Genomic DNA, 24373 nt, shown 5'->3' with positions numbered 1-24373 from the left:
GGGTTTGTGTTTTTACCCCCCCCACTTCTATTTCAGCGCATTTGGGTCAGAAAATTCCATAAAGGATTCCGGGGAGCCGACATTAAAATCTACAAAAGCCTTTTCAATAAAATTATAATGGTTCAATTTTCGGCGGAACAATATATGCCGCCACAGATCCTTTTTATGCCTTACTATTCGATCAACTTTTGCAGCGCGAAGGATTTAAAGTAAGAGTATGGTTGAAAAGCGCAAGCATTCAGTATCTGAAACCAGGACGCTCTGCCCTGTTCTTTACTATATTGATTACAGATGAAATGTTAAATGAAGCCGTAGAAGCCTTGAATACAACTGGTAAGTTCGTCAAAGCTTACCCAATGGAGATTAAAAATAGTGATGGCGAGATTTGCGCCACAGTGATGAACGAAGTTTATGTCAGAAACCTGCACAGTGGAGAAAATGGCCCTGTAGCATATTAATTTACCCGTATCTTATAAACAGAATGTCTGCTAAAACCTCTAAAAATGAATATCAGGAAACTTATTTTACAAGGAGAAGGAACAACACTGGATTTTAAAAAGACGATTAATAACTATGAAAAGATTGCAAAAAGCCTGGTTGCATTTGCCAATAACAAAGGAGGACAATTATTGATAGGCGTGGCCGATGATGGAAGCATCAAAGGCGTTAAATCGGAAGAAGAGGAAAGATATATGATTACCAAATCCGCACACCAGTTTTGCAAGCCTGCGATTGAACCGGAATTTGAAGAAATATATATAGATAATAAAAAGTGTGGTTCTGGTGGCTAAAATTCCTCAGAGTGATACCAAACCACATTATGCATTGGATGAGAATAAAAAATGGTGGGTATACTTCCGTGTAAATGACAAGAGTATACTGGCCAGTAAAATTATTGTCGACGTGCTGAAAAAGGAAAATACACATAGCGGGCAATTGATTAACTATACCGATCAGGAGCAAAAGCTCTTAAAATATTTAGACGAAGAAGGCCAGATTACCTTAAAACAATTTAGTAAACTCACAAAAAGTTCAAATCAGAAAGCACAAAAAATACTGGTTAGTTTTATCCTTGCAGACCTGATCCAGCCCCATACTTCCGAAAAAGAAGAATATTTTTACCATGACAACGCCCAAATAGGCGTACCTTTGAAGGTCAATCCGATTTGTTATGTTCAGTTCCTTTTACGCAAAATACAAGCCTTACTATTCAGATAATCTTAGACTGGCGATGCCTATTGTGGTATCTCAGCTGGGCCATACCGTTGTGCACCTTGCCGATAGTGTGATTGTAGGTCATTTTGCTGGTACTATTCAATTAGCAGCAGTTTCTTTAGTAAATAGTCTTTTCATGCTAATCCTGGTTTTAGGAATGGGCATATCTTATGGACTGACACCACTGATAGCACAAGAAAACGGACGTAAAAATTATAAGGAATGTGGCCGTTTATTATCAAACAGCCTGCTCATTAATATCATTATGGGCATATTTCTGTATTTGCTCGTGCATTTTGGTACTTTACTCGCTATTGATCATATGGGGCAGTCTCCAGAGGTTGTTGCCTATGCAAAACCATACCTGGGATACCTGAGTTTCTCTATTATTCCTCTGATGATATTTCAGACTTTCAAACAGTTTGCCGAAGGACTGGGTTTCACTAAACAAGCTATGTTTATTTCCATCTGGGGAAATGTTATCAATGTTATCCTTGGGATAATTTTAGTGAAAGGTATGTTTGGAATTGCGCCGATGGGTGTTAAAGGTGTTGGTATCAGTACATTGGTCGACAGGATATTGATGGCAACTGTCATGTGCATTTATGTATTTAATTCTAAGAACTTTAAGATCTATTTACAGAACTTCAGGTTTAACCTTATTGATAAGGTTAGAAGTATCAAGATCTTAAAAATAGGTGCCCCTGTTGCGTTACAATATTCATTTGAGATTAGTGCATTTAGCGGTGCAGCGATTCTGATTGGTACAATCGGAGCTGTTGAACAAGCAGCCCACCAGGTGGCTATCAACCTTGCATCAGTAACCTACATGCTAGCTAGTGGAATCGCATCGGCCGCGACTATTAAAACAGGTAATAATCTGGGTAAAAAGAACTTCCTTGATTTGAGAAGATCAGCAATAGCGAGTTATCATACCGTTGCAGTTTTTATGAGTATCACTGCTGTTGCTTTTGTTTGCGCTAACCATATTTTACCTTATATCTATACCGAGGATATGGCTGTAATCAGTATTGCTGCTCAGCTGTTGATTATTGCTGGTTTCTTCCAGTTATTTGATGGTACACAGGTAGTTGGATTAGGTGTTTTACGTGGTTTGGGCGATGTAAATGTTCCGACTGTGATTACTTTTATTGCATACTGGATTATCGGTATTCCATTGGGTTATCTGCTGGGTATCAAGCTTGAAATGGGGGTAAACGGAATTTGGTATGGCTTGACATTCGGCTTGCTTACTGCTTCTGTGTTATTGTTTTTCAGATTTCAGAAAAAGACAAGAATGCTGATTCCTATTATTGAGAGCTAAGTTCAGTTATGTCAGATTATTTAATTTCGTGCTTTGGAATTGAATCAGTTCCTAAAACCTGATTAGAGTCTTGAAGGGTTAACGTTGAATCTTTAGGAACTTGATTAAATGTGTCTTTTTGATACCCTTCAGGGTTAGGGATTATTTCACGGCTTTCTTTGTAACCCTTTTTAGGGTTGCTGTCACAGCTAGAAAAAACTGCTGTGACTATTATGGTTATAAATAATATTTTCATAAGCAACATAAAGGTAAATCAAATATATTTATCAATTAACATTTGTGGTATGTGGTTTGACCGAATGTTAAACACATGACTAATCAAAAAGCCTCAATTTACAGTGCACTGGCAGCAAACCTGCTGATTGCAATTACAAAATTTATTGCAGGCGCATTCAGCAATAGTGCTTCTATGATTTCAGAAGGGATACACTCTCTTGTTGATACAGTAAACCAGCTTTTATTGCTTTTTGGATTAAAAAGAAGTAAAAAGCCTGCTGATGCTTTGCGCCCTTTCGGATATGGTAAAGAGCTCTATTTCTATTCATTTATTGTATCTATTCTGATTTTTGGTTTAGGTGGAGGAATCTCTATCTACCAGGGAATTATCCATATTGCAAACCCAGAACCTCTTGGTGATCCGACTTGGAATTATGTAGTACTTGCATTATGTGTAGTTTTTGAAGGTACTTCATTAGTTATTGCAGCCAAAGCATTCAATAAAGTAAGAGGTCAGGACAGTTGGTGGAATGCGATTGTAAAGAGTAAAGATCCATCTAGTTTCCTGGTGCTTTTTGAAGACGGTGCAGCCGTTTTAGGGCTATTTACGGTAATGATCTGTATGTTTTTTAATCACTGGCTCAACCTGCCGGAATTAGACGGCATAGCATCATTATTGGTTGGTCTGTTATTAGTTGGAGTATCGCTGATATTAGCCAGAGAAAGCAGAAGCTTGTTAATGGGCGAAGGCATATCTTCTGGTTCAAAAGAAAAGCTTATTGCTATAACGGAACAGGTCCCAGGAGTTGTAAAAGTGTTGACCGTAGTATCTACTTATCAGTCACCAGATGAAGTTTTGCTGATGCTGATTGTAACCTTTAAAGAAGATCTGGATACCAATCAGATCAATGAATCAATTGATAAGATTCAGTCAGAAATCAGGAAGGAATTTAAGCTGATCCGCTTTATTATCGTGCAGCCTGAACAATATACTAAACAGTTTAAGTTCTAGTGTTATTGGTTAATATTGAAAAATAAAGAATATTTTGCGCGGAAGAAGTAAATACTAATAGTGAATCCTCGCTCCTGTTTCCAATTATCAGGTTTGGTGAGTATTTCACTGAAAATAATAAAACACTAATTCCAATCTCGGTTTTTGTAAATCATGCTATTGCTGATGGATACCATACCTGCAAGCTGGTAAATGATATCCAGGATTTTGCCAGTACAGTTAAAGATTGGATATGAACGGATTTAAAAGAGTCATATGCACGAACAGATTCAAAGAATAAAAAACAAGTTAAAACAGTTAAAAGAAGCAGATACTGAATTAGAGCAATTTGGAGCGGAAAATCATGAGTATTTATTAAATCCAGTACTTAAAGCTGATGAAGTCAAACAGTTTGAATCAGTATATCAGGTAAGCTTGCCCGAAGAATATGTCGCTTTCCTGACTATGTTGGGAAATGGTGGAGCAGGCCCTTTTTACGGTGTCAATAAATTGGTCGACAGCCAGATGATGTATTTCGATAATTCTGAAAAAGCGGCACATAGCTACTTTGACCTTTCCAAACCATTTCCTTATACAGAAAGATGGCATGTTGACGAAGAACTTGCTGTCTTATATGAAAAAGTAGAGCAGGCATATGAGGCTGGTGACGAAGAGCTCGAAGAAGAGTTGCTTAAAGAAAAAATGAAACTTATAGACCTTATTATCTGATTTATTCTTCTATATTTCTATTTTTTCTTCTGGGGCTACTAATAGTTCCCGCTTTATTAGTTATCTGGGCATTTTATAGCAGACTAATAAAAACACCTTTTACAAATGTTATAATTAAATTATTAGTCATTTTTGTAGCAACCGCGTCTATATATTTTTGTTTCCAATATGCTTCAACGCTAATTTTCGGAAAAATAACAAATACGTTTTCATTACGTTTATTAGGAGAGTATGCATTTCCAATAGCTGCAGGAGCAATGTTTTATAAAATAAACGATAGAGCTGAATTCTAATTGAACTAGTCAAAATATTCATAAATGACTTCAATAGATCCCGAACCTTTTGAAATGGTGAAAAAATAATTGATCATGTTCTCCAAAAAGAATCCAGAATTGCTGTAGTATATTCGTACAATGAAGATATTGATCATAGAAGATGAGGCAGAACTTGCAGTAAGCGTATCTGCCTATCTTTCCGGAGAAAATTACATTTGTGAGTGTGCCGAAAACTTCAGCCAGGCTATAGACAAAATCAACCTCTACGAATACGATTGTATTCTGCTTGATCTGATGTTGCCAGGTGGCGATGGAATGCAAATTTTAGAAGAAATAAAAAGACAAAATAAGCAAGACGGAGTCATTATTATCATCTCAGCGAAAAACTCGTTGAATGATAGAATAAAAGGTCTTCAAATTGGTGCAGACGATTATCTTGCCAAACCCTTCCACCTATCTGAACTTTCCGCGAGAGTGTTTTCAGTGATCCGAAGGAAACAATTTACCAACTCTAATATCGTTCAGCAAAACGAATTGCAAATCAATATTTTAGCAAAAACAGTTCAGGTAAATGATTCCCCGGTTACCCTGACTAAAAAAGAATATGCCCTGCTCCTCTACTTCATCGGAAACCAAAACCGTGTCATCTCTAAAAATGCACTGGCAGAACATCTTTCAGGGGATATTGCAGATATGCTGGATAATCACGATTTCGTCTATTCGCACATTAAAAACTTAAAAAAGAAACTCAGCGATAACGGCTGCGGTAACTACTTGAAATCAGTTTATGGAACCGGATATAAATGGGAAATATGAATAGGTTATTAAATAAAAGCCTGAAACCGCTAGGTATCTATGCCCTGGTTGTACTTTTATTGAGTATTCCGGCATATTACTTTATCGTAGACCGTATCTGGGTAAACGAACTTGATAAACATCAATATGTGCTTCGTGATAAGATAGAGTCAAGACTTGCAAAGCTGAACCTGGCAGACAGCACTATTGAACAAACTATAAAAATCTGGAATGAAATAGAACCAGGATTTGTGCTCACACCACATCCTACAGATGCCGTGATCAAAGACAGCGCGTATACTTCTATTCGTTTTGATGACTTTTTGCAGGACAGAGAACAGTTTCGCAGTCTTTCTACCAGCGTTAAGATTAACAATAAACATTACCGTCTGCTCATAGAAACCAATATGGAAGAAGCAGATGAAACAGTGATGGCTATTTCACTGGCCGCTATTTTCTTCTTTCTGCTGCTCATAGGCGGATTTATATTCCTGATCAAAAGGATATCTGTAAGAATCTGGAAACCCTTCTATGTCACGTTGGATATACTGAAAAATTTCAAACTGAATAATGATCAGGAGGTTTTCCTTTAAACCCAGCGACACACAAGAGTTTAATGAATTAAATGATAGTCTGAGCAGACTGCTGACAAGGAATGTGAACATCTACAAACAACAGAAAGAATTTACGGAAAATGTATCACACGAATTACAGACCCCATTAGCTATAGTCCAATCCAAACTAGACCTGTTATTCCAGCATGCTGCACTAACTGATGAGCAGTATGCCATTGTAGAAAGTGCAAATACGGCCCTCACAAGAGTTTCCCGGATCAATAAGAATTTGTTACTCCTGGCCAGGATCGAAAATCATCAGTTTACAGATCATGAGCCTATAGTGCTGTCAGTGCTCTTGACAGACATGATCGATATATTCAAAGAACACCTTGAACAGAAAGAATTAACTCTTGAAAAAACCATACAGCCCGCAGTTAAAATTGAAGCTAATCCTGTACTGGTTGAAGTGCTAATCAATAATCTTTTAATTAATGCAATCAGGCATAATAGCCATCATCAAAAGATCAGTGTAGAATTAAGCGGGCATCAGCTCAAGATCATGAATACCGGCATTCATACTTTAGATGCAGATAAGTTATTCAGAAGATTTAGTACAACATCTGCAGATACACCCGGCAGTGGATTAGGACTCGCTATTATCAAACAGGTTTGTGATCTTTACCAATGGCAGATTAGTTACAGCTTTACGCATAATCAGCACGTTTTTACCATCAACTTTTAAAAATCCCATTTTTCTCCTAATTCATATAGAACCTTTGTAATCAACAACACACAAAGTAAAATATGATGATGCAGACCAAACACATTTTAATACTATTTCTATTTTTACCCTTTTGGGGATTGGCACAAGAAATTACCAAAGTTACCCTTTCCGGTACGATCAGAGATTCCAGAACCAAGACCACTATTCCTTTCGGAAATCTTCAGCTTAAAACAACAAAAGACAGCACTTTTGTTAGCGGAACAGTAAGTGACTCAGATGGACGGTTTAAATTAGCTTAGCTGATCTGAACAGTGGGAACTATATACTGACCGTTTCTTATATGGGCTATAAAACTAAGAACCTGCCAATCCTTGCAGGGAGTCTGAGTGCTTTTCTTGACCTTGGTCATGTTGAACTCGATGAAGATGCAAATACATTGAATGAAGTGAAGATTTCTGGTCAGCAAACTACCGGAATCAGCAATAAAATGGATAAAAAGACCTTTTCCGTTGCCGATAATATGAGCCAGGGAGGCGGTTCAGTCTTACAAGTGATGAAAAACCTGCCGGGCGTATCAACTACACAAGACGGGAAACTGGAATTAAGAGGCAGTGATAAAGTTTCCATTCTCATTGACGGGAAACAAACTGCAATTACCGGGTTTGGAGGTCAGACCGGGTTAGACAATATCCCGGCATCAGCCATTGAAAGAATCGAAATCATCAATAATCCATCCTCAAAATTTGATGCTAATGGTAATGCAGGGATTATCAATATCATCTACAAAAAGAACAAACAGGAAGGGTTTAACGGGAAAGTTGGGTTTACTACCGGATTAGGTGCGTTAGGGCAAAAGAAAGAAAATCTGCCGGGTATCCGGCGGCAATATCAGAACACACCTAAGATCAATCCTTCTCTATCCTTAAATTACCGTAAAAATAAAATCAATACCTTTTTTCAGGGTGACTGGTTATATACCCAGACATTAAACAGAAACGAATTTGCCGAAAGGACTTATGATACCGGTGAAACTATCAGACAACAAGTTAAAAGAAACCGGACCACTACTTTTGCTACAGCAAAAACGGGTTTAGACTGGAACATAGATGACCATAATACATTAACCGTTTCCGGACTTTTCAACAGAGAAAAGATTACCGATCACGGCGATATTCCTTACTTCAATCAAGATCTTACTGTACGCAGCAGATTATGGCAGTTTTTAGAAGACGAGGTGAAGTATACTGCATCCGCTTCAGCCATTTATCAGCATAACTTTAAGCAACCTGGCCATGGCCATACCTTAAACGCTAGTTTTAATTACACTTTCCACCGGGAAGATGAAAAGTATTTCTTCACCAATATTATGCCGGCCTATACAGGAGAAGATTCTTTTAAATTGTTGTCTGATGAGCAAGTTGCAGATCTAAACATCGATTATTTACGTCCATTAAAACATGGGAGAATTGAAGGTGGATTAAAGTTCCGCAGAAGAACTATTCCTGTAAATATGCAGTTCTTTCCGGGACTGAACTCCCCTATTGACGTGAATGCAGGTGGATGGGCAGATTATAGTGAGACTATTCCTGCACTATATGGCAACTACGTTTATGAAAGTAATAAGTTCGAACTCGAAGCTGGTTTAAGAGTCGAATACGTGAAAGTAGATTATAAGGTTAACCCGAACCATAATACTTATAAAAGTGAAGGATATGATTATGCAAGGCCATTCCCTAACTTAAGAGTAGCCTATAAACTAGATGATAAGAATAAGATTTCTATGTTTTACAACCGCCGGGTAGACCCGCGAACGAAGTAGATATTCGGATTTTTCCTAAATACGATGAACCAGAGGTGATTAAAGTTGGAAATCCGGCTTTACGTCCGCAGTTTACAAGCAGCCTGGAATTGGGTTATAAAAACAATTGGGACAAAGGTTATTTTTATAGTGCACTGTATCACCGGATTACCGATGGAACGATCACCCGGATAGCCACACAAGTACCGGGTAGTACACTGATTTATAATGTATTTCAGAACGCAGGAAGAAGCTATAATTCAGGTATTGAAGTAATTGTGAAACAGGATTTAGCACAATGGCTTTCCGTGAATGCGAATGCGAACGTGTATCAAAATATCATCAATGCATTTCAGGTAGAGAATAAATATCCTGTGCCCGTGATTTACAATGCTGAGCTGCAAAAGCTAATTTCAGGAAACCTGAAGATTAATGGCCTGTTTCATCTTCCAAACAAGATTGAAGCACAGCTTACAGGTACGTATTTAGCTCCGGATATTATCCCACAGGGCAAAATCAGTTCAAGATATTCAGTAGATCTGGGGATTAAAAAAACGATACAAAAAGGGGCTGGTGAATTGTTCTTAAATGCTACTGATGTATTCAATACACTAAATATCCAAAAAGATATTACAGGCAATGGCTTTCGAATGAGAAGTACAGACTATTATGAAACCCAGGTATTCAGAGTTGGTTATAGCTATAAATTTTAAGTGTGCTTTGCTAAACATATCATTTGGTTAATTGAAAAAGGCATCCAGATCATATCTGATTTTCGGAGATGATCTGGACGCCTTTTTTATGATATTATTTTATTTTTCTGCACGATGATAAAACTTTGCAGCAATTGTCCATTTACCATCAACCTTTAGAAGATTAAGGTAATCCACCATTATATTCTCATTTAAGCGTAAACGTACTTTAGCGAATGCGATTTCATCCGATAGCACATCTATCATTAATACCTCATCCTTGCGTGGAGAACCTAGTTCTTGCGGAGACTTTCTCCTTTACAATTTCCCTGTATTCTGCTATTGGATGTACAACCACATTGTTATCCTGCGATGTATATAGTACTGATCCAGGATGAAATACCTGGTCAAATTTCGTAAGCTCTTGTGTGTAAATTACATCAAAGTAATCTTTAAGCATTAATTGGATTTCTTCTGCTACCATAGTTTTGTTTTTAAGGGGTTAGTTAATAATGGTAAGGTAGAATATAATATTGATCTGCAAGGTTTTCCATTGTCATAAGAAGTATTATTGCAATGAGTTAACATTGATAATGGGGATATTCACAGGACGCTTATTGTTGAAAAATGTATAGATTTAATAAGAAATAGAAACAAACCTGCCGCCTGGAAGTTCGATAGATATTAAAATTAGAAAAGCTATGAAAAATAACATGCAAGAAGCGGATTTTAAGTCCACAGAAAATGGGATGTTGCAGTATTCGGTGTTTGTCACCAAGCGCCCTGGTCTCAACCGGGAATTGCCATCAGGCAGGCTATGAGTCCCTGGCCTGGGTCCCTAATTCATCAACACTTATCTAGGGCGATCGTGACGCAGTACTGGTCGACACTTTTCTTACCGCCGAAGCCTCGCAGGCGCTGGTGGACTGGGTCGTGGCCAGCAGTAAGAACCTAACTACGATATATGTGACCCATGGCCATGGTGATCATTTCTTTGGCGTTGGGTTGCTCCAACAACGATTTCCTCAAGCGCGGGCAGTAGCAAGGCCGGACATCGTTGAGCACATGCGTCGTGAACTTGATCCTGCTTTTTTTAAGAGTTTCTGGGCCTCGCGCTTTCCAGGTCAGCTTCCTGAAAATATCCCGATACCAGAACCAATGGAAGAAAATTTTATTGAATTAGAAGGCCACAAGTTGGTACTGGTTGATACTGACACAGCTCTATCTACGAGCCTGCATGTTCCGTCCATAGGGCTTGTCGTTGCCGGAGATACTTCGATAGAATGATGGAACTCCATGGAGATCGTGCCAATCCAGGTTCGCTTTGGGGTGGAGCGGCAGCAGCGAAAGCTGGGTCATAGTTTCAATTATTTGGAATAAGGATTAAACTCTTAGTGATGGCTGGATTATGATATAGCCTCATCTTTTTTACGGATGGGAAGCCTCTTTCCATAGCTGAGCTGCCGCCATATCCATTCCACTGGCCCATAATTATAATGGATTAACCACCATTTACTAAAGCCTATCTGGATGCTGAAAATCAGCAGGGCTATAAATATATAAAACCAGTATGGCATTGTATTGAATATACCTAAACCTACATTTAAAAAAATAAAAGTGGCCAGTATACTTTGCATCATGTAATTAGTAAGCGTCATTTTGCCCATGGCCTGCAAACCAGTAAAAAAGCGCTGCATTTTTCCGTTCACATACAGCCAGCAAATACCACATAAAATACAGATCATGGTACTTAGGACAATCCAGGAAGAAGGCTTAAACCAGTCATAGAAATCCGGATTTACTTTTTTGATGAAAAATCTGCTACATTGGACACGATGGAAAATATGAGTGTGGAATAAAATACGATTTTCAATTGCTTTTTAAATTCCGTCAGACGGTTAAAAAGATCTATCCGCTGAGCAGCAAAGCCGAGGAGCATGCAAGCCAGCATAATCATATGTACGTTAATTGCATAACCAGGGTTGATCATTTCACTATAGTACGTCCCTTTAAGGTTCATCACGAAAATATCTATCCAGTTATGGCTATAGTATAAGTGCATAAAATGAGTTTTTGCTTCATCGTAGTTATATAGTTTCAAATGTGCTATATAAGCCGCAACAAAAGGTACTAGCAGTACGAGCGCAGAAGCGACCCTCAGGGCTGTTTTAGCAGATTGCTTATGGAACAGCAGTAAGATAAATCCTAAAAAGGCATAATCCTTTAGAATATCACCAAACCAGAAGGCAGAATTGATAAAAGCCAGTACCAGCAACCAGAACATTCGCCGGCAAAAGAACGATTCTGGATTCTTGCCTTTAGCCGCAACATTATTCATCACTAAAGCAAAACCATAACCAAACAGCACACTAAGCATGGTCCATGACTTGGCCGTCACTACATAAGTAATAAAATATTGGAGGATAGTAGAAATAATATTTGGTGCATGCTGAATTTTATTTCCAGCCTTGGCAAAATAATCATAATTTCCACTGACAACGCCAATAATGGCCCAGCCACGTAAAATGTCTATGATGACAGTACGGTTAGTTGCAGGAATAGGTTGTAAAGCTATGGGTTCCATATTTTCATTTAAATATATACAATAATTAACTCAATAAAATTTTGTTCAAAAAAGGAGTTGCCAAAGCATAGGTACCCCTGAAGTTGATTTTTAAACTCATGAACCAGGCAATTTTCATTTTGGATATGTTCTTTAACCAGTTCTGATCTGCTATTGATGCTACCCATATGATCCAGATTCAAAACCTGTTGCAAATCTTTAATCCCAGCTATTCTAATGATTTCCACATTTAATATTTTTCTGATAAAATAAATGAATTAAGAACCTTATTCCAAACATTATCACAATAAGAATTTTTAGTCACAGTTTAATCTTATCTTTCGTCTTTTAATTAAATTATATAAAATGAAGAAATTAGTCCCTGGGATTACAATGTTAGCTACTCTGTTTTTTGTTTCCTGTAATAATATGGTGAGTACATCAATAGACATGGATAGTCCTTTTGAGACAGTGACTGTGAAAAATGAATATGAAATTAAAGTGCCCACAGGTATTACAGAAATGGCACCAGAAGAAGCCTGGTATTCTTACGAAGGTAAGGATGAAACCAAATCATTCATAATAAAAGGGGAAACCATTAAAAAAGAAGCCTACGAAAAACGAAGAAAAAATGAAGGTACACTAGATAAATTTCCATATGGTCTAAAAGGGTGCACTGATTATAACTTTGATTTTTATAGTCAGCAGAAAAAAGATGCCAAAGAAACGACCGTTGTAATTGATACAATTATCATTCGTATCCTGCAAAAGTTTATAAATTCAGCACAAAGGCATTAGCCGTGGATATGCAGATTCTGGCAGCTTATCTTGAAGGTAAGGATAAACGAATACAAAGAATTATTGTTGCTTATCCGGTAAATGCTGTTAATGGAGCTAAAGCTGCGGAAAAAATTATATACTCCTTTAAGTCTTTATAGATTATATATGGATAAAAAGCCCAGGACAATCTATCTGGGCTTTTTATATTAAACTAGTCAAAATATTCATAAATGACCTTAACAGATCCGGAACCAAAATCAGTTGCTTCCACGTACCCTTTGCTGGATTTGAATTTTCTAACATATGAAATTGATACAGGCCGTCCGTCTTTCATTTTATAAACAACGTCAGCCTTTGTTTCTTTGTCATAAATATTACGGATGTTTTCTAAAACCAAATTCCCCTCTGCATCATTCGTATATACATCTTTAAATTTAAATACTTTTGAATAGTCCTTCATTTGGTAGGTTCTTCTGGTAAATGGCAAATGCCATTTTGTTGAACTTGCAGTATAATAGGGTTCTCCTTCCATATTAGCAAATAGCTGTATACCTCCATTGTTTTGTTTAACCAGGCTTGTATTATCAAAAACTAAATTTTCACTCTCCATTGATCCTTCAGATAATGAATATGTTTTGGTGTTTAGCAAAAAATCATCATACAATTTATGTATGGCTAATGTTGAATTTGTAATTACAATAACTGTGTCTCTTGTATAATGAAATTCAATGCCACTACTACCCTTTTCATTGGAGGTGATTTTAAATGGGGCGTTATCTTTATAAGATATGTTATATGAATACCTGTCAGATAAGGCCTGTTTGAATGCCTTCGTAATGAACTTTATTAAATGGCCTTCCTTGTCAAATTCCAGATTTAAGCTGCTGAACAAACCATTTGGCTCTACTGTTTTTATACTTTTTACGCCTTTGAGGTTAAAAGCCATTAGCGGAAAGTATCTTTCTCTGGTTGGATTTAAGTGAAAATTGCTGGAAGCCAAAGTCCGGTCAGATACATTTTCAAGAAGCATATCAAATGCTAAATACATGGCATGTTTTGCGGTCTCCTGTGTCGGTTTATAGACTTCCTTATAACGTTGAATACTTACTAAATCATGTTTGAATTTCTCTTGTTTGCTTTGTTGGGCATTGGTATGATGAGCATAAAACAGGGCAAATATCACTAATAACTTCTTAATTCTAAATTTTGGATTCATCATTTAACTATTAACGTTCGGTTAACCCTTTGCGGTGTAATAATCCCAGATTTCTTTAGAAATTGCAGCAATTACATTGATACCTCTTTGATTCGGGGATTTAAAATCTGAAACGAAGACTGAAATCGCGAGATGTTTACCGTTTGGCAAAGTCACGATACCAATATCATTGAGAGCACCTATCATACCTTGTTTGTTTACACCTGAATAACCAGTTTTATGAATTAACTCAGTTTCAGGTGGTAAAAGAACTGTTATTCTTTTACCCCAATCTGGTAATTCTCTCATAATCTGAATCAGAAAATCATTGCTCGATTTAGAAAGCAATTTCTGATCATGTAAAAGTTGAAGTAATTGTAGTGAGGCAGCAGGTTTACACCAGTTTTTATATTGTAATGCCCAATCCTTTTCCATCTCTCCTTCTGTATAGACTATAGAAATATCTTTTACACCTGCATCATGAAGATATTTATTGACTGCTGCCGGACTGCCGGCTATCTTCGTATATAGAAAATCACAGGCATTATTATCACTTTTTGAAACGGTATATGTTAGCAGATCTGCTAAGGTCATATCTAGATCCTGATTAGGGAAATCTTTCACCATAGGGCTCCAGGTATTTGTGTCCAGCGTTTCTTTAGGCATATGGAACTTTTGACTAAGTTTGAGGTCTCCTTTATCCACCTTGTGCAATACGGCAAAGGCAAGCGGGAATTTGAAAACGCTCATCATTGGGTAACCGTGGTCTCCGTTAATGACAAAAACCACCTTTAAAATCTATTCCTTGTACACCTACGCCAATTTTCCCTCCGGCGGTATCAATAATATGTTTAATCCTTTCCTGTAGTTGTAAGATGGATTTGTTTTGCTGAGCGAAAATAACTTGTGGTATAAGCAGTAATGCTATAAAGATAAACTTAAGATTTCTGGATTTTGTCATGCTGCAAATTAACGGAGAATTATTGGTTAGGTAAAAATCCCTGCCAGCAAACTGTTAACAGGGACTTTATGGTTACTCTGTAAAAATGCTATGTTGAATGATAATCCCATCTCCTTCTCTCCCGTATTTCGGTACTATAAATCCTTTGGTTTCATAACGTTTTGTCCCTGAATTATAATACCAGTTTGCGCAGCCGCTTATTTGTAATTTAATATGATATACATGATCATAAGTTTCCTTTTGATAAGGACTAAAATCTGGTAGTGAGGCATGCAGATCATCCAGCTCTTTTGCATATTCATCATGAATTCTCATACCTTCATTACAGGCTTCCTGGTAAGATAGCTTATACTGGTTACGTAGAATGAACACAATATTCAAACATTCAGCTTCTATTTCAAGTTCTTTTTTCAGTGAAGCAAAATCATTTTGAATCACAATAATAAATGACAAAAGCTCTCTGCAACGCTGAATAACCGGATGGTTATATATATGTACGGGTAATGCGAAGTTGGTAGCCGCATCTATCAAATCTCCATATGGCCACATTCCAATAGAATACTGTCTGAAAGTGAAATAATGAGCAAGTAAAGGATAAGTTCTCTTTTTAGCCAGTTTAAATGGTGCTTCTTCCATCATTCCATATACTATAAACTCATAAAAAAAATTGAGAGAAACACGTTCTATATAGAATTGAGGCATTCCGTTTATTATCCACTCTTTTCTGGCCTGTGCCATCTGCCGGAGTATCCCAATTTCATCCGGGCGTGGATCATCGCCAAGCATCACCTCATAAACCCTGTCTGCTATAGACTTTAATTCTTTTACAGGTGTGACTCCAAAATAATCATCAAAAAGCGTAATATACATCATCAACCGTGCACAGGGACGCATACGCTCAATGCTATCACAAGTAGGGTTCATAAAGGTTGCTACCTGCGAGAGTTTCTGCTTTTTACACCTTTTTATTCCCTCTTGAGAAATAAAAGGATAGTCATTATCATACCAGTCAATTTCTTCTATATCAAATGCGGTGGCGATTGGACTCTGAACAGTAGGCCACGGATAATAACATTTTGGAACTATTAATTCATCTTTCATATATCGGTTTTTAAAATTTTAGTTATTAATCACTGATTTCACTTTTTGCGCAGATGGAAATCCATTTAATGAGTTATACCTTTCCATTTTAGCAGATACATTTTTCCAGCCGCTTAATGTCATGCTGATATAATGCACCCGGTTGACAACTGTATCCTGCCAGCTGCCAAAATCTGGCAACGACTTTTGCAGTTGTAGAAATTCTTCCAGCGCCTCATTATGAATACGCAGATCTTCCAGACAGGCATCTTCCAATGAAATATTCTGATTATACTGGATTACTTTTACCACGTTGTAATAAATACTGTCAGTCGCTTCATCCTTAATAATAGACTGAACTTCATTGTAATACACCATCATCCGGCTTGCCAGCGCTCTAAGCCTTTGCATCACAGGGTGATTATGTATTTCATCCGGCAAAGACAATTTAGTCTCCACATCTGCCAGCTCCAAAAATGGAAACAGACATAAGGAGTCTTCACGTATAGCAATACAGTCTTCTATGCTTGGGAATATCTTTTTGCTTTTATAGACTAACTCCTGCTCTAAACCATTAAAATACTTGACCAAAGCACCAATAAAACGCTGCAAAGATTCTACGGAGATAAACTCCAGCAGTTCTGTCCTCAAAGAAGCAAGTAAACCCCCTAAAGGAATTTTCGATTCTTCGGCAGTCAGATCGCCTCTAAGTACAGCTATCGAACGTTCATGGATGATACGAACTTCCTCAGGTGTTCCCTCCTCGTACTTATCATCGTTATAGAGCGTCCACAACATGAACCTGCAAATGGGTTTCATCTGCTCAGCACTAGCTGTCGGAAACCATTGAGAAGCAATATGAGCAGTCTTTGTTCTTTTGTATTTCTGCCTGGTATCAGGATCATCCCTATACAGCCAGAGATACTCCCCATCAATCCATTGATTATCCGTAATCTCTTGTAGGGCATCGGCCGAAGGATTCTTCAACATCGGGAATGGATAATGAAATTGCGATAGAATTTTAGTGTTCATTATATAATTCTTTTAATTTACAAACTCAATGCAGGACTTTTTTTTATCAATGATGAGGCTACCTGTCTGGCCTCCATGTCACATGCGATATAATCATCCAGAGATAATGTTTCTATAAATGGCAGCTTTGAAATCGTACTTTCAATGAGGTCACTCATTTGAAGAAACCCAATCTCCTGGTTCAAAAATGCAGCTACCGCTATTTCATTGGTGCATTTAAAATGCAAGGGATATTTCCGCCGCTAAGCAAAGCCGCTTTAGCGAGTGAGAAATTCCTGAATGTTTCACCGTCAATCTTTTCAAAGCTTAGTTGAGAATAATCTTCAAAATCGAAACGTGGAAAATGTCCCGTTATCCTTTGCGGATAGGACAACGCGTATTGAATAGGTAACCGCATATCCGGTATGCCCATTTGTGCTTTGATACAGCCATCTTCAAATTGTACCATGCTGTGGATAATGCTTTGTGGATGTATAACTGCTTCAATCTGATCAGGCAGCACATCAAAAAGCCATTTTGCTTCTATCATTTCCAGCCCTTTGTTCATTAAGGAAGCTGAATCAATGGTTACTTTTGCCCCCATTGACCAGTTTGGATGTCGTAATGCGTCACTTACGCTGATCTTTTCCATATCACTCATTTTCTTACCCCTGAATGGCCCTCCCGAAGCGGTAAGAATTAGCTTTTCAACTTTATTCAACTGTTCACCCCAGACATTGACATTGGAAAATTGCCGAATGTTCAGAGTCTACAGGTAATATCGCAGCACCGCTGATACGCACGGTTCTGGTAATTAATTCTCCGGCAACTACTAACGTTTCTTTGTTAGCCAATCCAATTTTTCTACCTAGCTCAACAGCTTTTAAGGTTGGTTTTAAACCCGCATACCCAACAATGGCAGCAATCATAATGTCGTAGATATCCATTTCAGCAGCCTCTTCAAGTGCAGGCAAACCAGCAGCAACCGCGACTTTGGTAGCAGACAAAGCTTCTTTTACCTCGTTGTATTTTTCTTCTCTGCCAATCACAACGAAGTCTGGTTTAAACTCTTCTGCCTGCCGGATCAGTAAATCCGCATTGTCATAAGCAGTGAGAATAGTTACCTTAAACCGATCAGGATGCTGTCTGATCACATCCAGCGTCTGGACTCCAATGGATCCTGTTGATCCAAAAATGGCAACTCTTATTAAATCAGGCATAATGCATTAATTAGGGTGAATAGCTCCTGTTAATTGTCATTAATAGCGCTCTCAGTCTGTAAAGTGTCGATTGACAAATTATAGAAGGAAAGCAGTTTCATAATTATATTTTCGATCAGAATATCCGGGCACGACGCACCACTGGTTAAATGAATCACCACGGGATCTTTAGCTGGCAGGTAGGAAAAAGTAGTCTTTAACTCCCTGGTATGAATATCCCAATGATTAATCTCAGTATAAGACACCATACTATGAGCTGATGATATAAAGTAAGTCGGTAACTTCACCTCACATAATTCAACCAGATGTGAGGTATTAGAGCTGTTATAGCCCCCCACAACAATCGCCAGATCTGCTTCTTCAGCTAGCATGCTAATCACAGCCCCTTGATTATCATTAGTGGCATAGCAGAGTGTATCTTTCATGTTTGCGAAATGATCAGCTACATTACCCTCATTAAGACTGTATTTTTTTCGTATCGTCTGTAATAAAAAATCCGCAATTTCCTGTGTGTGTCACACTAGCTAATAATGTAGTTTGATTAACTACTCCAATCCTGATTAAATCCTGTTCTACATCAAACCCCTCAGAATGCCTGCCTTTGAATACTTCTTTAAAATCGGCAGCATGCCTTCTGTTCATGATAAAATCGGCAAGCAATAAAGCTTCCTCCATATCCTTAATGATCATCGATGGTGCAACATTTTTGCTGTGTGAAAAGGTTGCCCGCGTTTCTTCATGGTCTGGTTTTCCATGGACAATTACAGTGTAATCGTTAGCTGCAATTTGAGAGACCCTGGTCCATACTTTTTCAACAAAAGGGCATTTACTTTTATAATAGATCTGTTTTATACCCTTGTTTTTTAGCATAGACTCCATTTCAATGGTGGTTCCAAAAGCAGGAATAATAATCACATCTTCTTCCGTAATTTCTTCCCATGGAATAAGCTGGTTACCGGCAGTATCCATCATAAACCTGACACCATTTTCATGTAAAGCGGCATTAACATGCGAATTGTGTGAATGATTTCACTCAATAAAAAGATCCTTTTACCCGGATTTTCTTCAATAGCTGTATAAGCGATTTCTATGGCATTTTCTACCCCATAGCAGAAACCAAAGTGACGCGCAAGGTTAATCCTGACTTTGCCAAAATCAAGTACCGACGGCATAAAATCTCTTTTCAAACGATCCTTTTCCTGCCGCTCTTTTTTGATCGAAGTAATAAACCCGCTTTTGTAAATTCCTGGTATCTTAAAAGCTTTCATGATTCCAGAGTTTTGTGGTTAAAACCTTTTCTCCAATAATTTCTCTGACAGCAGTTATTATTCCCTGTTTATCATAAGCGCATTCCATATACAATTCATCTGCTTTGCCATGTTCAACAATGCGATCAGGTACGCCAAGTATATGTACAGAGGCCTGGTATTTATGTTCAGCCATAAATTCTGCAACAGCACTGCCCAGACCTCCGATCCTGCAGCCATCTTCTACCGTAATGACATGCGTATAATTATTGAAAATATGGTGAAGTAGATTTTTATCCAGAGGTTTCACGAATCTCATGTCAAAATGCCCGGGATTAAGACCTTCTTTTTCCAGCTGATCGCAAGCCTCATTAGCAAAATTCCCCGGATGTCCGAAAGTAAGAATGGCAATATCTGTTCCTTCCCTGATCGTCCTGCCAGTCCCAATCTCAATTTCCTCAACTGGTGTTCTCCAATTTGGCATCACACCTTGTCCTCTGGGATACCGGATAATAAAAGGCTGATCGATCTGGTCCAGCTGGGCGGTGTACATTAAATTTCTCAATTCAGATTCGTTCATTGGAGAGCTGATGATTACATCTGGCAGACAACGTGAATAAGCAATATCATAAATACCATGGTGCGTAGCTCCATCTTCTCCAACCAGACCTCCCCTGTCTAAGCAAAAGATAACCGGTAATTTTTGCAGGACTACATCATGTATTAGCTGATCATAACCTCTTTGCATAAAAGAAGAATAGATATTGCAAAAAACTTTTAACCCCTGTGTTGCCAGTCCGGCAGATAAGGTCACGGCATGCTGTTCACAAATACCTACATCAAAGGTGCGCTCAGGCATCTTTTCCATCATAAACTTTAGTGATGACCCTGATAGCATTGCCGGGGTTATGCCTACTATTTTATCATTTAATTCTGCCAGTTCAATAATCGTATGTCCAAAAACATCCTGATACTTAGGTGGCTGCGGTTCCGTAGATGGTTTTTTATGGATTTCACCTGTTACTTTATCAAAGAGCCCGGGGAAATGCCATAAGGTTTTTTCTTCTTCAGCTGGTAGAAATCCCTTCCCTTTTGTGGTCACAACATGCAGTAATTTTGGCCCTGGAATATGCTTCAGATCCTCCAGCATATCTGCCAGTTTTAAGACATCATGACCATCAACCGGCCCAAAATATCTCATGTTTAATGCTTCAAAGAAATTAGCATGTTCTGCCAGTGCGCTTTTCAAACCTGCTTTTGCATGATTTAAAATATCTTTAGAAATCTCACCAACTACTGGTATTTTATCCAGTGTATGTCCAACCTTTCGTCTTATTTTATTATACGTTTTTGAAAGGGTCAGATGCGTCAGGTATTCCTTTAATGCGCCTACATTAGGATCAATAGACATACAATTATCATTCAGGATCACTATTAAATTAGTATTTGAAATCCCTGCATGATTCAGCGCTTCAAAGGCCATTCCGGCAGTTATAGCACCATCGCCTATGACCGCAATATGTTGTTTGTCGTACTGTCCTTTATGTTTTGCTGCCAGTGCCATTCCTAATGCGGCCGAAATAGACGTAGAAGAATGCCCAGTTCCGAAAGTATCATATTCACTTTCATTACGACGCGGAAACCCGCTGATTCCCTTATGTTTTCTGTTCGTATGAAAACTGGACTTCCTGCCAGTGAGTATTTTATGTCCGTAGGCCTGATGGCCAACATCCCATACCAATTGATCATATGGAGTATTCATTACATAATGCAATGCTGCTGTTAACTCAACTACCCCTAAACTGGCGCCAAAATGGCCCCCATTCAGGCTTACTGTGTCAACAATAAATGCTCTCAGCTCTTCACATAACTGCGGAAGCTGTGCTAAATTGATTTTCCGTAAATCGGCAGGAAAATTGATCTGGTCTAACAGTGGGAATTCAATATTTTTCATGGTAAAAGAGGTTAGTTAGGGGAATGTAGAAGTATTGCTAAATACAGCTCATGGAGGATCTGCCCATAGCCCAAATTCTTTAATAAGGTCAACAAGTGTATCAACAGCAACTTCACTATTCACATTTCTTCTGATGACTTCTTTTCCTTTATACAATGATATTTTTCCGGGACCACTGCCAACATATCCAAAATCAGCATCTGCCATTTCACCGGGGCCATTTACAATGCATCCCATAATGGCAATTTTCAGTCCTTTGAGATGATTGGTTGCCATCCGAACCTTTTCTGTAGTGGTTTGCAGGTCAAATAATGTACGGCCGCAAGATGGGCAGGAAATATACTCTGTCCCCGAAATCCTGATTCGGGTAACCTGTAAAATACCAAAAGCTATATGATTTAGTATTGCAGGTAAATTATCAAATTGATCAGTTTCAGCAGGAGGAATCAACCAGATTCCATCTTTCCATCCATTTAAGATTATACTGCCTGCATAGGCGGCATAAGCAACTATCAAATCATCAGTACTGCGATCATCCGGGTAACACTGAAAAATACATGGAATCCTTTGTCTATTGGTTTCCAGGTAATTTAGCTGTGTCAGACTGGTTCTGGTACTAGTAGTTTCATCAGGGCGGATAACCAATACAACATTCCTTTTCTGCAGTTCGTTGAGATCGTTTACAAATGAATTAACTTCCTGATTGCTTACCAGAACCATGTTCATTCTATCCGAAATCTTCCTGCTGGATTTATAATCCTCTAAAGTGAAAAGCGGGAAATACTGTGTTTGCTCAGGAAGTTTTTCCCATTTACTGGCAGAGATGATCATGCCTATCATTCCGGGAGGAGAAAAAATTAACGGGTCATTTACAAAAATATAATCTGCAGCAGCATTGCCGATAGTCCATTTGTCGGTAGGCACATCATATAAATATCCTGCTGCTATCAGGTTATTTGGACTGATGTTATCAATCCCTGAAAAATCGGCAACTACTACTGGCAGCGCATCGCCCCCGATATTAAAAATCTTAGTTGACTGAACTCTGTCACTCCTGAAACCATGATTTGAATAATTTCCACTCTCAGCAGTTTTTAACCCTTTTTTGGAAGTATATCTGTTCACAATACTGCGGCAAACAGGGAGTTCCAATTCAGGAGGCTCTGTAAGAGATACCCTTATCGTATCTCCTATACCATTTTCCAGTAAAGTGCCTATTCCAATTGCCGATTTAATGCGTCCCTGTTCACTATCTCCGGCCTCGGTAACACCCAGATGCAGTGGATAACAGTTCTTAAGTTCCTTCTGCATGTTTTGAACAAGCAAATAGTAAGCATCAACCATAACAAGTGGATTACTGGACTTCATGCTTAGTACAATATTGTAAAAATTGAGATCCTCAGCTATCCGCAAAAATTCCATTGCGCTCTCTACCATACCAATAGGCGAATCGCCATACCGGCTCATGATTCTATCGCTTAAAGATCCATGATTTGTACCTATCCGAAGGGCTGTGCCATATTCTTTACAGATTTTTACCAGAGGCACAAATCTGTTACGGATTCGTTCCAATTCACTTTGATAGGTATCATCGTTATAGACAATTGTTTCAAATTTCTTCTTATCAGCGTAATTTCCGGGATTGATCCTTACCTTTTCTACAATTCGGGCTGCGGCTTCAGCTGCATTTGGTGTAAAATGAATATCTGCCACCAAAGGCACAAAACATCTGCTTTTGTGTAAATTCCGTTGAATATTTAACAGGTTCTCTGCATCATGGAGACCGGGAGCTGTGATCCGTACTAAATCTGCCCCTGCATCAGCACATTGAATAACCTGATTGACAGTTGCAATGGTATCCATGGTATCAGTAGTGGTCATGGTTTGTAATCTGATAGGAAAAGAACTCCCAATCATTAAACTACCGGCTTTAACAGCCACGGTTGATAATCTGTCGGGGATACCGACAACCAAATCTTGAATATTAAGGCTCATAGGATTATGCAGCTAATTTTAGGATTGACGAACGAGGAGAGAATTGGCTAATTCACTTAGCTTTTCCTTTTTGTAGACCGGGATATCTATTCTATCAAGACTTTTAAAAGCAATCTCAGTGTAGTCGAATATAGCGCTGCTGGCCCATTGATCAATATTCAGATCCTTGTAAAGACCTATAACTGCCTCAATTCTATCTTCACCAGTTCTGGCCATTGCTTCTTTTAAATACGTTTTCTGAAGCGGATCTGCAAGTTCAAAAGCTTTTAAAAGAAGTGCCGTCTTTTTGTTTTCAAGTATATCGAGCCCAACCTGTTTTCCGGTTTGGAAACCTGACCAAAAGCATCCAGAAAATCATCATGTATCTGGAAGGCAATTCCTATATTCTCTCCAAAATCATAGATATCATTTTGCTGCTGTATATCTGCCCCACCGATAAGAGCTCCAATCCGCGCAGAAGTACCCAATAATACAGAGGTCTTGAAAGTAATCATTTTAATATATTCAGTATAGCTCAAAGTCTCAATTTCCCGGTCTTCAAAATCGATATCCATTTGTTGTCCTTCACATACTTTGCTGGCCATGTCAGAGAACAAATTCATCACCTGTCCGCGATAATCAATAGCTACTTTATTAAGCTGCATATAGGCGTGAATGAGTAACATATCTCCGGCTAATATTGCTGTATTCTCGCCATATTTAATGTGTAAAGTTGGTCTTCCCCTGCGCAGTGTGGAATGATCCATGATATCATCGTGGATCAGTGAGAAGTTGTGAAATAACTCGACCGCATTGGCAACTATGTAGGAATCACTATGGATTTCGCTAAATAGCTCGTTGCTCATCAGGCACAGAACAGGTCTTATTTTCTTGCCTGGATTGTTCATGAAATAAGTGATTGATCCGTAAAGTTTTTGCGGATGTGCAGGGAATTCTATCAGATTGGCTTCCTCTTGATAGCGTTCATAGATTTCTGTGAATGAGAACATATGCTTAACATTAGGTATAGATGAGATTCTCTTTATGTTCTAATCACAATTGCCATTTTTAA

Annotated in this window: 31 protein-coding genes and 3 pseudogenes; 16 read left to right on the top strand and 18 right to left on the bottom strand. The window is 38.3% G+C overall.

The genetic code is table 11. The features are described from left to right. The first annotated feature begins 125 nt into the window (after window positions 1-125). Genes ACWYN3_RS09060 through ACWYN3_RS09045 form a run of 4 tightly spaced genes read left to right on the top strand, consistent with a single transcriptional unit; the run spans window position 126 to window position 2539 of the window. A complete protein-coding gene (locus ACWYN3_RS09060; RefSeq protein ID WP_456222939.1) occupies window positions 126-458 on the top strand; it encodes a hypothetical protein in 333 nt (110 codons plus the stop codon). Window positions 459-503: 45 nt separating this feature from the next. Continuing rightward, window positions 504-791: an AlbA family DNA-binding domain-containing protein gene (locus ACWYN3_RS09055; RefSeq protein ID WP_456220858.1), complete on the top strand. Its 288-nt coding sequence runs from the start codon at window positions 504-506 to the stop codon at window positions 789-791. Further along, a complete protein-coding gene (locus ACWYN3_RS09050) occupies window positions 784-1218 on the top strand; it encodes a hypothetical protein (protein ID WP_456220857.1) in 435 nt (144 codons plus the stop codon). The genes ACWYN3_RS09055 and ACWYN3_RS09050 overlap by 8 nt, the downstream gene beginning before the upstream one ends. After that, on the top strand, window positions 1172-2539 hold the full coding sequence (locus tag ACWYN3_RS09045; protein WP_456220856.1) for an MATE family efflux transporter: 1368 nt from the start codon (window positions 1172-1174) through the stop codon (window positions 2537-2539). The genes ACWYN3_RS09050 and ACWYN3_RS09045 overlap by 47 nt, the downstream gene beginning before the upstream one ends. Window positions 2540-2555: 16 nt before the next feature. Here the strand turns inward: ACWYN3_RS09045 and ACWYN3_RS09040 are convergent, their stop codons facing one another. After that, window positions 2556-2774, bottom strand: coding sequence for a hypothetical protein (locus tag ACWYN3_RS09040; RefSeq protein WP_456220855.1), 219 nt, complete (start codon window positions 2772-2774; stop codon window positions 2556-2558). 75 nt (window positions 2775-2849) lie between these two features. On the opposite strand from ACWYN3_RS09040, the gene ACWYN3_RS09035 reads away from it, so the two are divergent. The 9 genes from ACWYN3_RS09035 to ACWYN3_RS08995 all read left to right on the top strand — a co-directional run bounded on the left by ACWYN3_RS09035 (window position 2850) and on the right by ACWYN3_RS08995 (window position 9337). After that, window positions 2850-3767: a cation diffusion facilitator family transporter gene (locus ACWYN3_RS09035; RefSeq protein WP_456220854.1), complete on the top strand. Its 918-nt coding sequence runs from the start codon at window positions 2850-2852 to the stop codon at window positions 3765-3767. 29 nt (window positions 3768-3796) lie between these two features. After that, a complete protein-coding gene (locus ACWYN3_RS09030) occupies window positions 3797-4003 on the top strand; it encodes a CatA-like O-acetyltransferase (protein WP_456222938.1) in 207 nt (68 codons plus the stop codon). A 19-nt stretch (window positions 4004-4022) separates the two neighbouring features. Next, entirely contained in the window at window positions 4023-4475 is a 453-nt protein-coding gene (locus ACWYN3_RS09025; RefSeq protein ID WP_456220853.1) for a hypothetical protein, read from the top strand. A 413-nt stretch (window positions 4476-4888) separates the two neighbouring features. Then, window positions 4889-5566 (top strand): response regulator transcription factor, encoded by a 678-nt coding sequence (locus ACWYN3_RS09020; RefSeq protein WP_456220852.1) that lies wholly within the window; start codon window positions 4889-4891, stop codon window positions 5564-5566. Then, the gene (locus tag ACWYN3_RS09015; RefSeq protein WP_456220851.1) at window positions 5563-6138 is read left to right on the top strand and encodes a hypothetical protein; all 576 of its coding nucleotides are present in this window, start codon (window positions 5563-5565) and stop codon (window positions 6136-6138) included. Before ACWYN3_RS09020 ends, ACWYN3_RS09015 begins: the two co-directional genes overlap by 4 nt. Continuing rightward, the gene (locus tag ACWYN3_RS09010; RefSeq protein ID WP_456220850.1) at window positions 6116-6844 is read left to right on the top strand and encodes a sensor histidine kinase; all 729 of its coding nucleotides are present in this window, start codon (window positions 6116-6118) and stop codon (window positions 6842-6844) included. The genes ACWYN3_RS09015 and ACWYN3_RS09010 overlap by 23 nt, the downstream gene beginning before the upstream one ends. Before the next feature lie 119 nt (window positions 6845-6963). Next, window positions 6964-7125 carry a hypothetical protein gene (locus tag ACWYN3_RS09005; RefSeq protein ID WP_456220849.1) on the top strand — a complete coding sequence of 54 codons (162 nt, stop codon included), beginning with the start codon at window positions 6964-6966 and terminating at the stop codon, window positions 7123-7125. A gap of 41 nt (window positions 7126-7166) precedes the next feature. Further along, on the top strand, window positions 7167-8645 hold the full coding sequence (locus ACWYN3_RS09000; protein ID WP_456220848.1) for an outer membrane beta-barrel protein: 1479 nt from the start codon (window positions 7167-7169) through the stop codon (window positions 8643-8645). Between the two features lie 35 nt (window positions 8646-8680). Then, entirely contained in the window at window positions 8681-9337 is a 657-nt protein-coding gene (locus tag ACWYN3_RS08995) for an outer membrane beta-barrel family protein (RefSeq protein ID WP_456220847.1), read from the top strand. Between the two features lie 99 nt (window positions 9338-9436). On the opposite strand, the pseudogene ACWYN3_RS08990 reads toward ACWYN3_RS08995, so the two are convergent. Next, window positions 9437-9776 (bottom strand): annotated as a pseudogene (locus ACWYN3_RS08990) (nuclear transport factor 2 family protein). Window positions 9777-10192: 416 nt separating this feature from the next. Here ACWYN3_RS08990 and ACWYN3_RS08985 point away from each other — a divergent pair. Next, window positions 10193-10603, top strand: a pseudogene (locus ACWYN3_RS08985) (MBL fold metallo-hydrolase); the annotation flags it as partial. Window positions 10604-10722: 119 nt separating this feature from the next. Here the strand turns inward: ACWYN3_RS08985 and ACWYN3_RS08980 are convergent. Together ACWYN3_RS08980 and ACWYN3_RS08975 are read right to left on the bottom strand one after the other, a co-directional pair. After that, window positions 10723-11076, bottom strand: coding sequence for a DUF418 domain-containing protein (locus ACWYN3_RS08980; RefSeq protein WP_456222937.1), 354 nt, complete (start codon window positions 11074-11076; stop codon window positions 10723-10725). A gap of 38 nt (window positions 11077-11114) precedes the next feature. Continuing rightward, the gene (locus ACWYN3_RS08975) at window positions 11115-11900 is read right to left on the bottom strand and encodes a DUF418 domain-containing protein (protein WP_456220846.1); all 786 of its coding nucleotides are present in this window, start codon (window positions 11898-11900) and stop codon (window positions 11115-11117) included. Between the two features lie 345 nt (window positions 11901-12245). On the opposite strand from ACWYN3_RS08975, the gene ACWYN3_RS08970 reads away from it, so the two are divergent. Together ACWYN3_RS08970 and ACWYN3_RS08965 are read left to right on the top strand one after the other, a co-directional pair. Further along, window positions 12246-12677 (top strand): hypothetical protein, encoded by a 432-nt coding sequence (locus tag ACWYN3_RS08970; RefSeq protein WP_456220845.1) that lies wholly within the window; start codon window positions 12246-12248, stop codon window positions 12675-12677. 2 nt (window positions 12678-12679) lie between these two features. Then, window positions 12680-12817: a hypothetical protein gene (locus ACWYN3_RS08965; protein WP_456220844.1), complete on the top strand. Its 138-nt coding sequence runs from the start codon at window positions 12680-12682 to the stop codon at window positions 12815-12817. A 53-nt stretch (window positions 12818-12870) separates the two neighbouring features. On the opposite strand, the gene ACWYN3_RS08960 is transcribed toward ACWYN3_RS08965, so the two are convergent. From ACWYN3_RS08960 to ACWYN3_RS08895, 14 genes and pseudogenes are all read right to left on the bottom strand, one after another. Then, entirely contained in the window at window positions 12871-13878 is a 1008-nt protein-coding gene (locus ACWYN3_RS08960; RefSeq protein ID WP_456220843.1) for a hypothetical protein, read from the bottom strand. Between the two features lie 18 nt (window positions 13879-13896). Then, a complete protein-coding gene (bla, locus tag ACWYN3_RS08955) occupies window positions 13897-14643 on the bottom strand; it encodes a class A beta-lactamase (RefSeq protein ID WP_456220842.1) in 747 nt (248 codons plus the stop codon). Next, entirely contained in the window at window positions 14627-14815 is a 189-nt protein-coding gene (locus tag ACWYN3_RS08950) for a hypothetical protein (RefSeq protein WP_456220841.1), read from the bottom strand. Before ACWYN3_RS08950 ends, bla begins: the two co-directional genes overlap by 17 nt. Before the next feature lie 72 nt (window positions 14816-14887). Then, on the bottom strand, window positions 14888-15916 hold the full coding sequence (locus ACWYN3_RS08945; protein WP_456220840.1) for a terpene synthase family protein: 1029 nt from the start codon (window positions 15914-15916) through the stop codon (window positions 14888-14890). An 18-nt stretch (window positions 15917-15934) separates the two neighbouring features. Further along, the gene (locus tag ACWYN3_RS08940; protein WP_456220839.1) at window positions 15935-16927 is read right to left on the bottom strand and encodes a terpene synthase family protein; all 993 of its coding nucleotides are present in this window, start codon (window positions 16925-16927) and stop codon (window positions 15935-15937) included. A 17-nt stretch (window positions 16928-16944) separates the two neighbouring features. Next, a pseudogene (locus tag ACWYN3_RS08935) lies at window positions 16945-17627 on the bottom strand (hypothetical protein). Window positions 17628-17631: 4 nt separating this feature from the next. Then, the gene (locus ACWYN3_RS08930) at window positions 17632-18126 is read right to left on the bottom strand and encodes a hypothetical protein (RefSeq protein WP_456220838.1); all 495 of its coding nucleotides are present in this window, start codon (window positions 18124-18126) and stop codon (window positions 17632-17634) included. A 29-nt stretch (window positions 18127-18155) separates the two neighbouring features. Beyond that, entirely contained in the window at window positions 18156-18551 is a 396-nt protein-coding gene (locus ACWYN3_RS08925; RefSeq protein WP_456220837.1) for a hypothetical protein, read from the bottom strand. Between the two features lie 31 nt (window positions 18552-18582). Next, entirely contained in the window at window positions 18583-19098 is a 516-nt protein-coding gene (locus ACWYN3_RS08920; RefSeq protein ID WP_456220836.1) for a hypothetical protein, read from the bottom strand. Beyond that, window positions 19095-19394, bottom strand: coding sequence for a hypothetical protein (locus tag ACWYN3_RS08915; protein WP_456220835.1), 300 nt, complete (start codon window positions 19392-19394; stop codon window positions 19095-19097). Before ACWYN3_RS08915 ends, ACWYN3_RS08920 begins: the two co-directional genes overlap by 4 nt. Further along, window positions 19381-21327, bottom strand: a complete 1947-nt coding sequence (gene dxs, locus ACWYN3_RS08910; protein ID WP_456220834.1) for a 1-deoxy-D-xylulose-5-phosphate synthase — start codon at window positions 21325-21327, stop codon at window positions 19381-19383. The genes ACWYN3_RS08915 and dxs overlap by 14 nt, the downstream gene beginning before the upstream one ends. A 48-nt stretch (window positions 21328-21375) precedes the next feature. Continuing rightward, the gene (gene ispG, locus ACWYN3_RS08905; RefSeq protein ID WP_456220833.1) at window positions 21376-23322 is read right to left on the bottom strand and encodes a (E)-4-hydroxy-3-methylbut-2-enyl-diphosphate synthase; all 1947 of its coding nucleotides are present in this window, start codon (window positions 23320-23322) and stop codon (window positions 21376-21378) included. A gap of 18 nt (window positions 23323-23340) precedes the next feature. Then, window positions 23341-23538 (bottom strand): hypothetical protein, encoded by a 198-nt coding sequence (locus tag ACWYN3_RS08900; RefSeq protein WP_456220832.1) that lies wholly within the window; start codon window positions 23536-23538, stop codon window positions 23341-23343. A 50-nt stretch (window positions 23539-23588) separates the two neighbouring features. After that, on the bottom strand, window positions 23589-24311 hold the full coding sequence (locus ACWYN3_RS08895) for a polyprenyl synthetase family protein (protein ID WP_456220831.1): 723 nt from the start codon (window positions 24309-24311) through the stop codon (window positions 23589-23591). Between the last annotated feature and the right edge of the window lie 62 nt (window positions 24312-24373).

The organism is Pedobacter sp. NJ-S-72, from assembly GCF_053890575.1.
Note: the sequence above shows the minus strand (reverse complement) of the source record. Positions and strands in the feature narration are given on the sequence as shown.

Excerpts from the sequence above, each read along its gene's own strand:
- ACWYN3_RS09020 (WP_456220852.1), top strand. The coding sequence starts at position 4,889 with ATGAAGATATTGATCATAGAAGATGAGGCAGAACTTGCAGTAAGCGTA.
- ACWYN3_RS08940 (WP_456220839.1), bottom strand. The coding sequence starts at position 16,927 with ATGAACACTAAAATTCTATCGCAATTTCATTATCCATTCCCGATGTTG.
- ACWYN3_RS08920 (WP_456220836.1), bottom strand. The coding sequence starts at position 19,098 with ATGATGGATACTGCCGGTAACCAGCTTATTCCATGGGAAGAAATTACG.
- ACWYN3_RS08895 (WP_456220831.1), bottom strand. The coding sequence starts at position 24,311 with ATGTTCTCATTCACAGAAATCTATGAACGCTATCAAGAGGAAGCCAAT.
- ispG (WP_456220833.1), bottom strand. The coding sequence starts at position 23,322 with ATGAGCCTTAATATTCAAGATTTGGTTGTCGGTATCCCCGACAGATTA.
- ACWYN3_RS08930 (WP_456220838.1), bottom strand. The coding sequence starts at position 18,126 with ATGCCTGATTTAATAAGAGTTGCCATTTTTGGATCAACAGGATCCATT.
- ACWYN3_RS09035 (WP_456220854.1), top strand. The coding sequence starts at position 2,850 with ATGACTAATCAAAAAGCCTCAATTTACAGTGCACTGGCAGCAAACCTG.
- ACWYN3_RS08975 (WP_456220846.1), bottom strand. The coding sequence starts at position 11,900 with ATGGAACCCATAGCTTTACAACCTATTCCTGCAACTAACCGTACTGTC.
- ACWYN3_RS08970 (WP_456220845.1), top strand. The coding sequence starts at position 12,246 with ATGAAGAAATTAGTCCCTGGGATTACAATGTTAGCTACTCTGTTTTTT.
- ACWYN3_RS09040 (WP_456220855.1), bottom strand. The coding sequence starts at position 2,774 with ATGAAAATATTATTTATAACCATAATAGTCACAGCAGTTTTTTCTAGC.
- ACWYN3_RS08950 (WP_456220841.1), bottom strand. The coding sequence starts at position 14,815 with ATGACAAAATCCAGAAATCTTAAGTTTATCTTTATAGCATTACTGCTT.
- ACWYN3_RS09045 (WP_456220856.1), top strand. The coding sequence starts at position 1,172 with ATGTTCAGTTCCTTTTACGCAAAATACAAGCCTTACTATTCAGATAAT.
- ACWYN3_RS09055 (WP_456220858.1), top strand. The coding sequence starts at position 504 with ATGAATATCAGGAAACTTATTTTACAAGGAGAAGGAACAACACTGGAT.
- dxs (WP_456220834.1), bottom strand. The coding sequence starts at position 21,327 with ATGAAAAATATTGAATTCCCACTGTTAGACCAGATCAATTTTCCTGCC.
- ACWYN3_RS09015 (WP_456220851.1), top strand. The coding sequence starts at position 5,563 with ATGAATAGGTTATTAAATAAAAGCCTGAAACCGCTAGGTATCTATGCC.
- ACWYN3_RS08925 (WP_456220837.1), bottom strand. The coding sequence starts at position 18,551 with ATGAAAGATACACTCTGCTATGCCACTAATGATAATCAAGGGGCTGTG.
- ACWYN3_RS09010 (WP_456220850.1), top strand. The coding sequence starts at position 6,116 with ATGATCAGGAGGTTTTCCTTTAAACCCAGCGACACACAAGAGTTTAAT.
- ACWYN3_RS09025 (WP_456220853.1), top strand. The coding sequence starts at position 4,023 with ATGCACGAACAGATTCAAAGAATAAAAAACAAGTTAAAACAGTTAAAA.
- ACWYN3_RS08945 (WP_456220840.1), bottom strand. The coding sequence starts at position 15,916 with ATGAAAGATGAATTAATAGTTCCAAAATGTTATTATCCGTGGCCTACT.
- ACWYN3_RS09000 (WP_456220848.1), top strand. The coding sequence starts at position 7,167 with ATGGGCTATAAAACTAAGAACCTGCCAATCCTTGCAGGGAGTCTGAGT.
- ACWYN3_RS08960 (WP_456220843.1), bottom strand. The coding sequence starts at position 13,878 with ATGATGAATCCAAAATTTAGAATTAAGAAGTTATTAGTGATATTTGCC.
- ACWYN3_RS08915 (WP_456220835.1), bottom strand. The coding sequence starts at position 19,394 with ATGAAAGCTTTTAAGATACCAGGAATTTACAAAAGCGGGTTTATTACT.
- ACWYN3_RS08900 (WP_456220832.1), bottom strand. The coding sequence starts at position 23,538 with ATGGCCAGAACTGGTGAAGATAGAATTGAGGCAGTTATAGGTCTTTAC.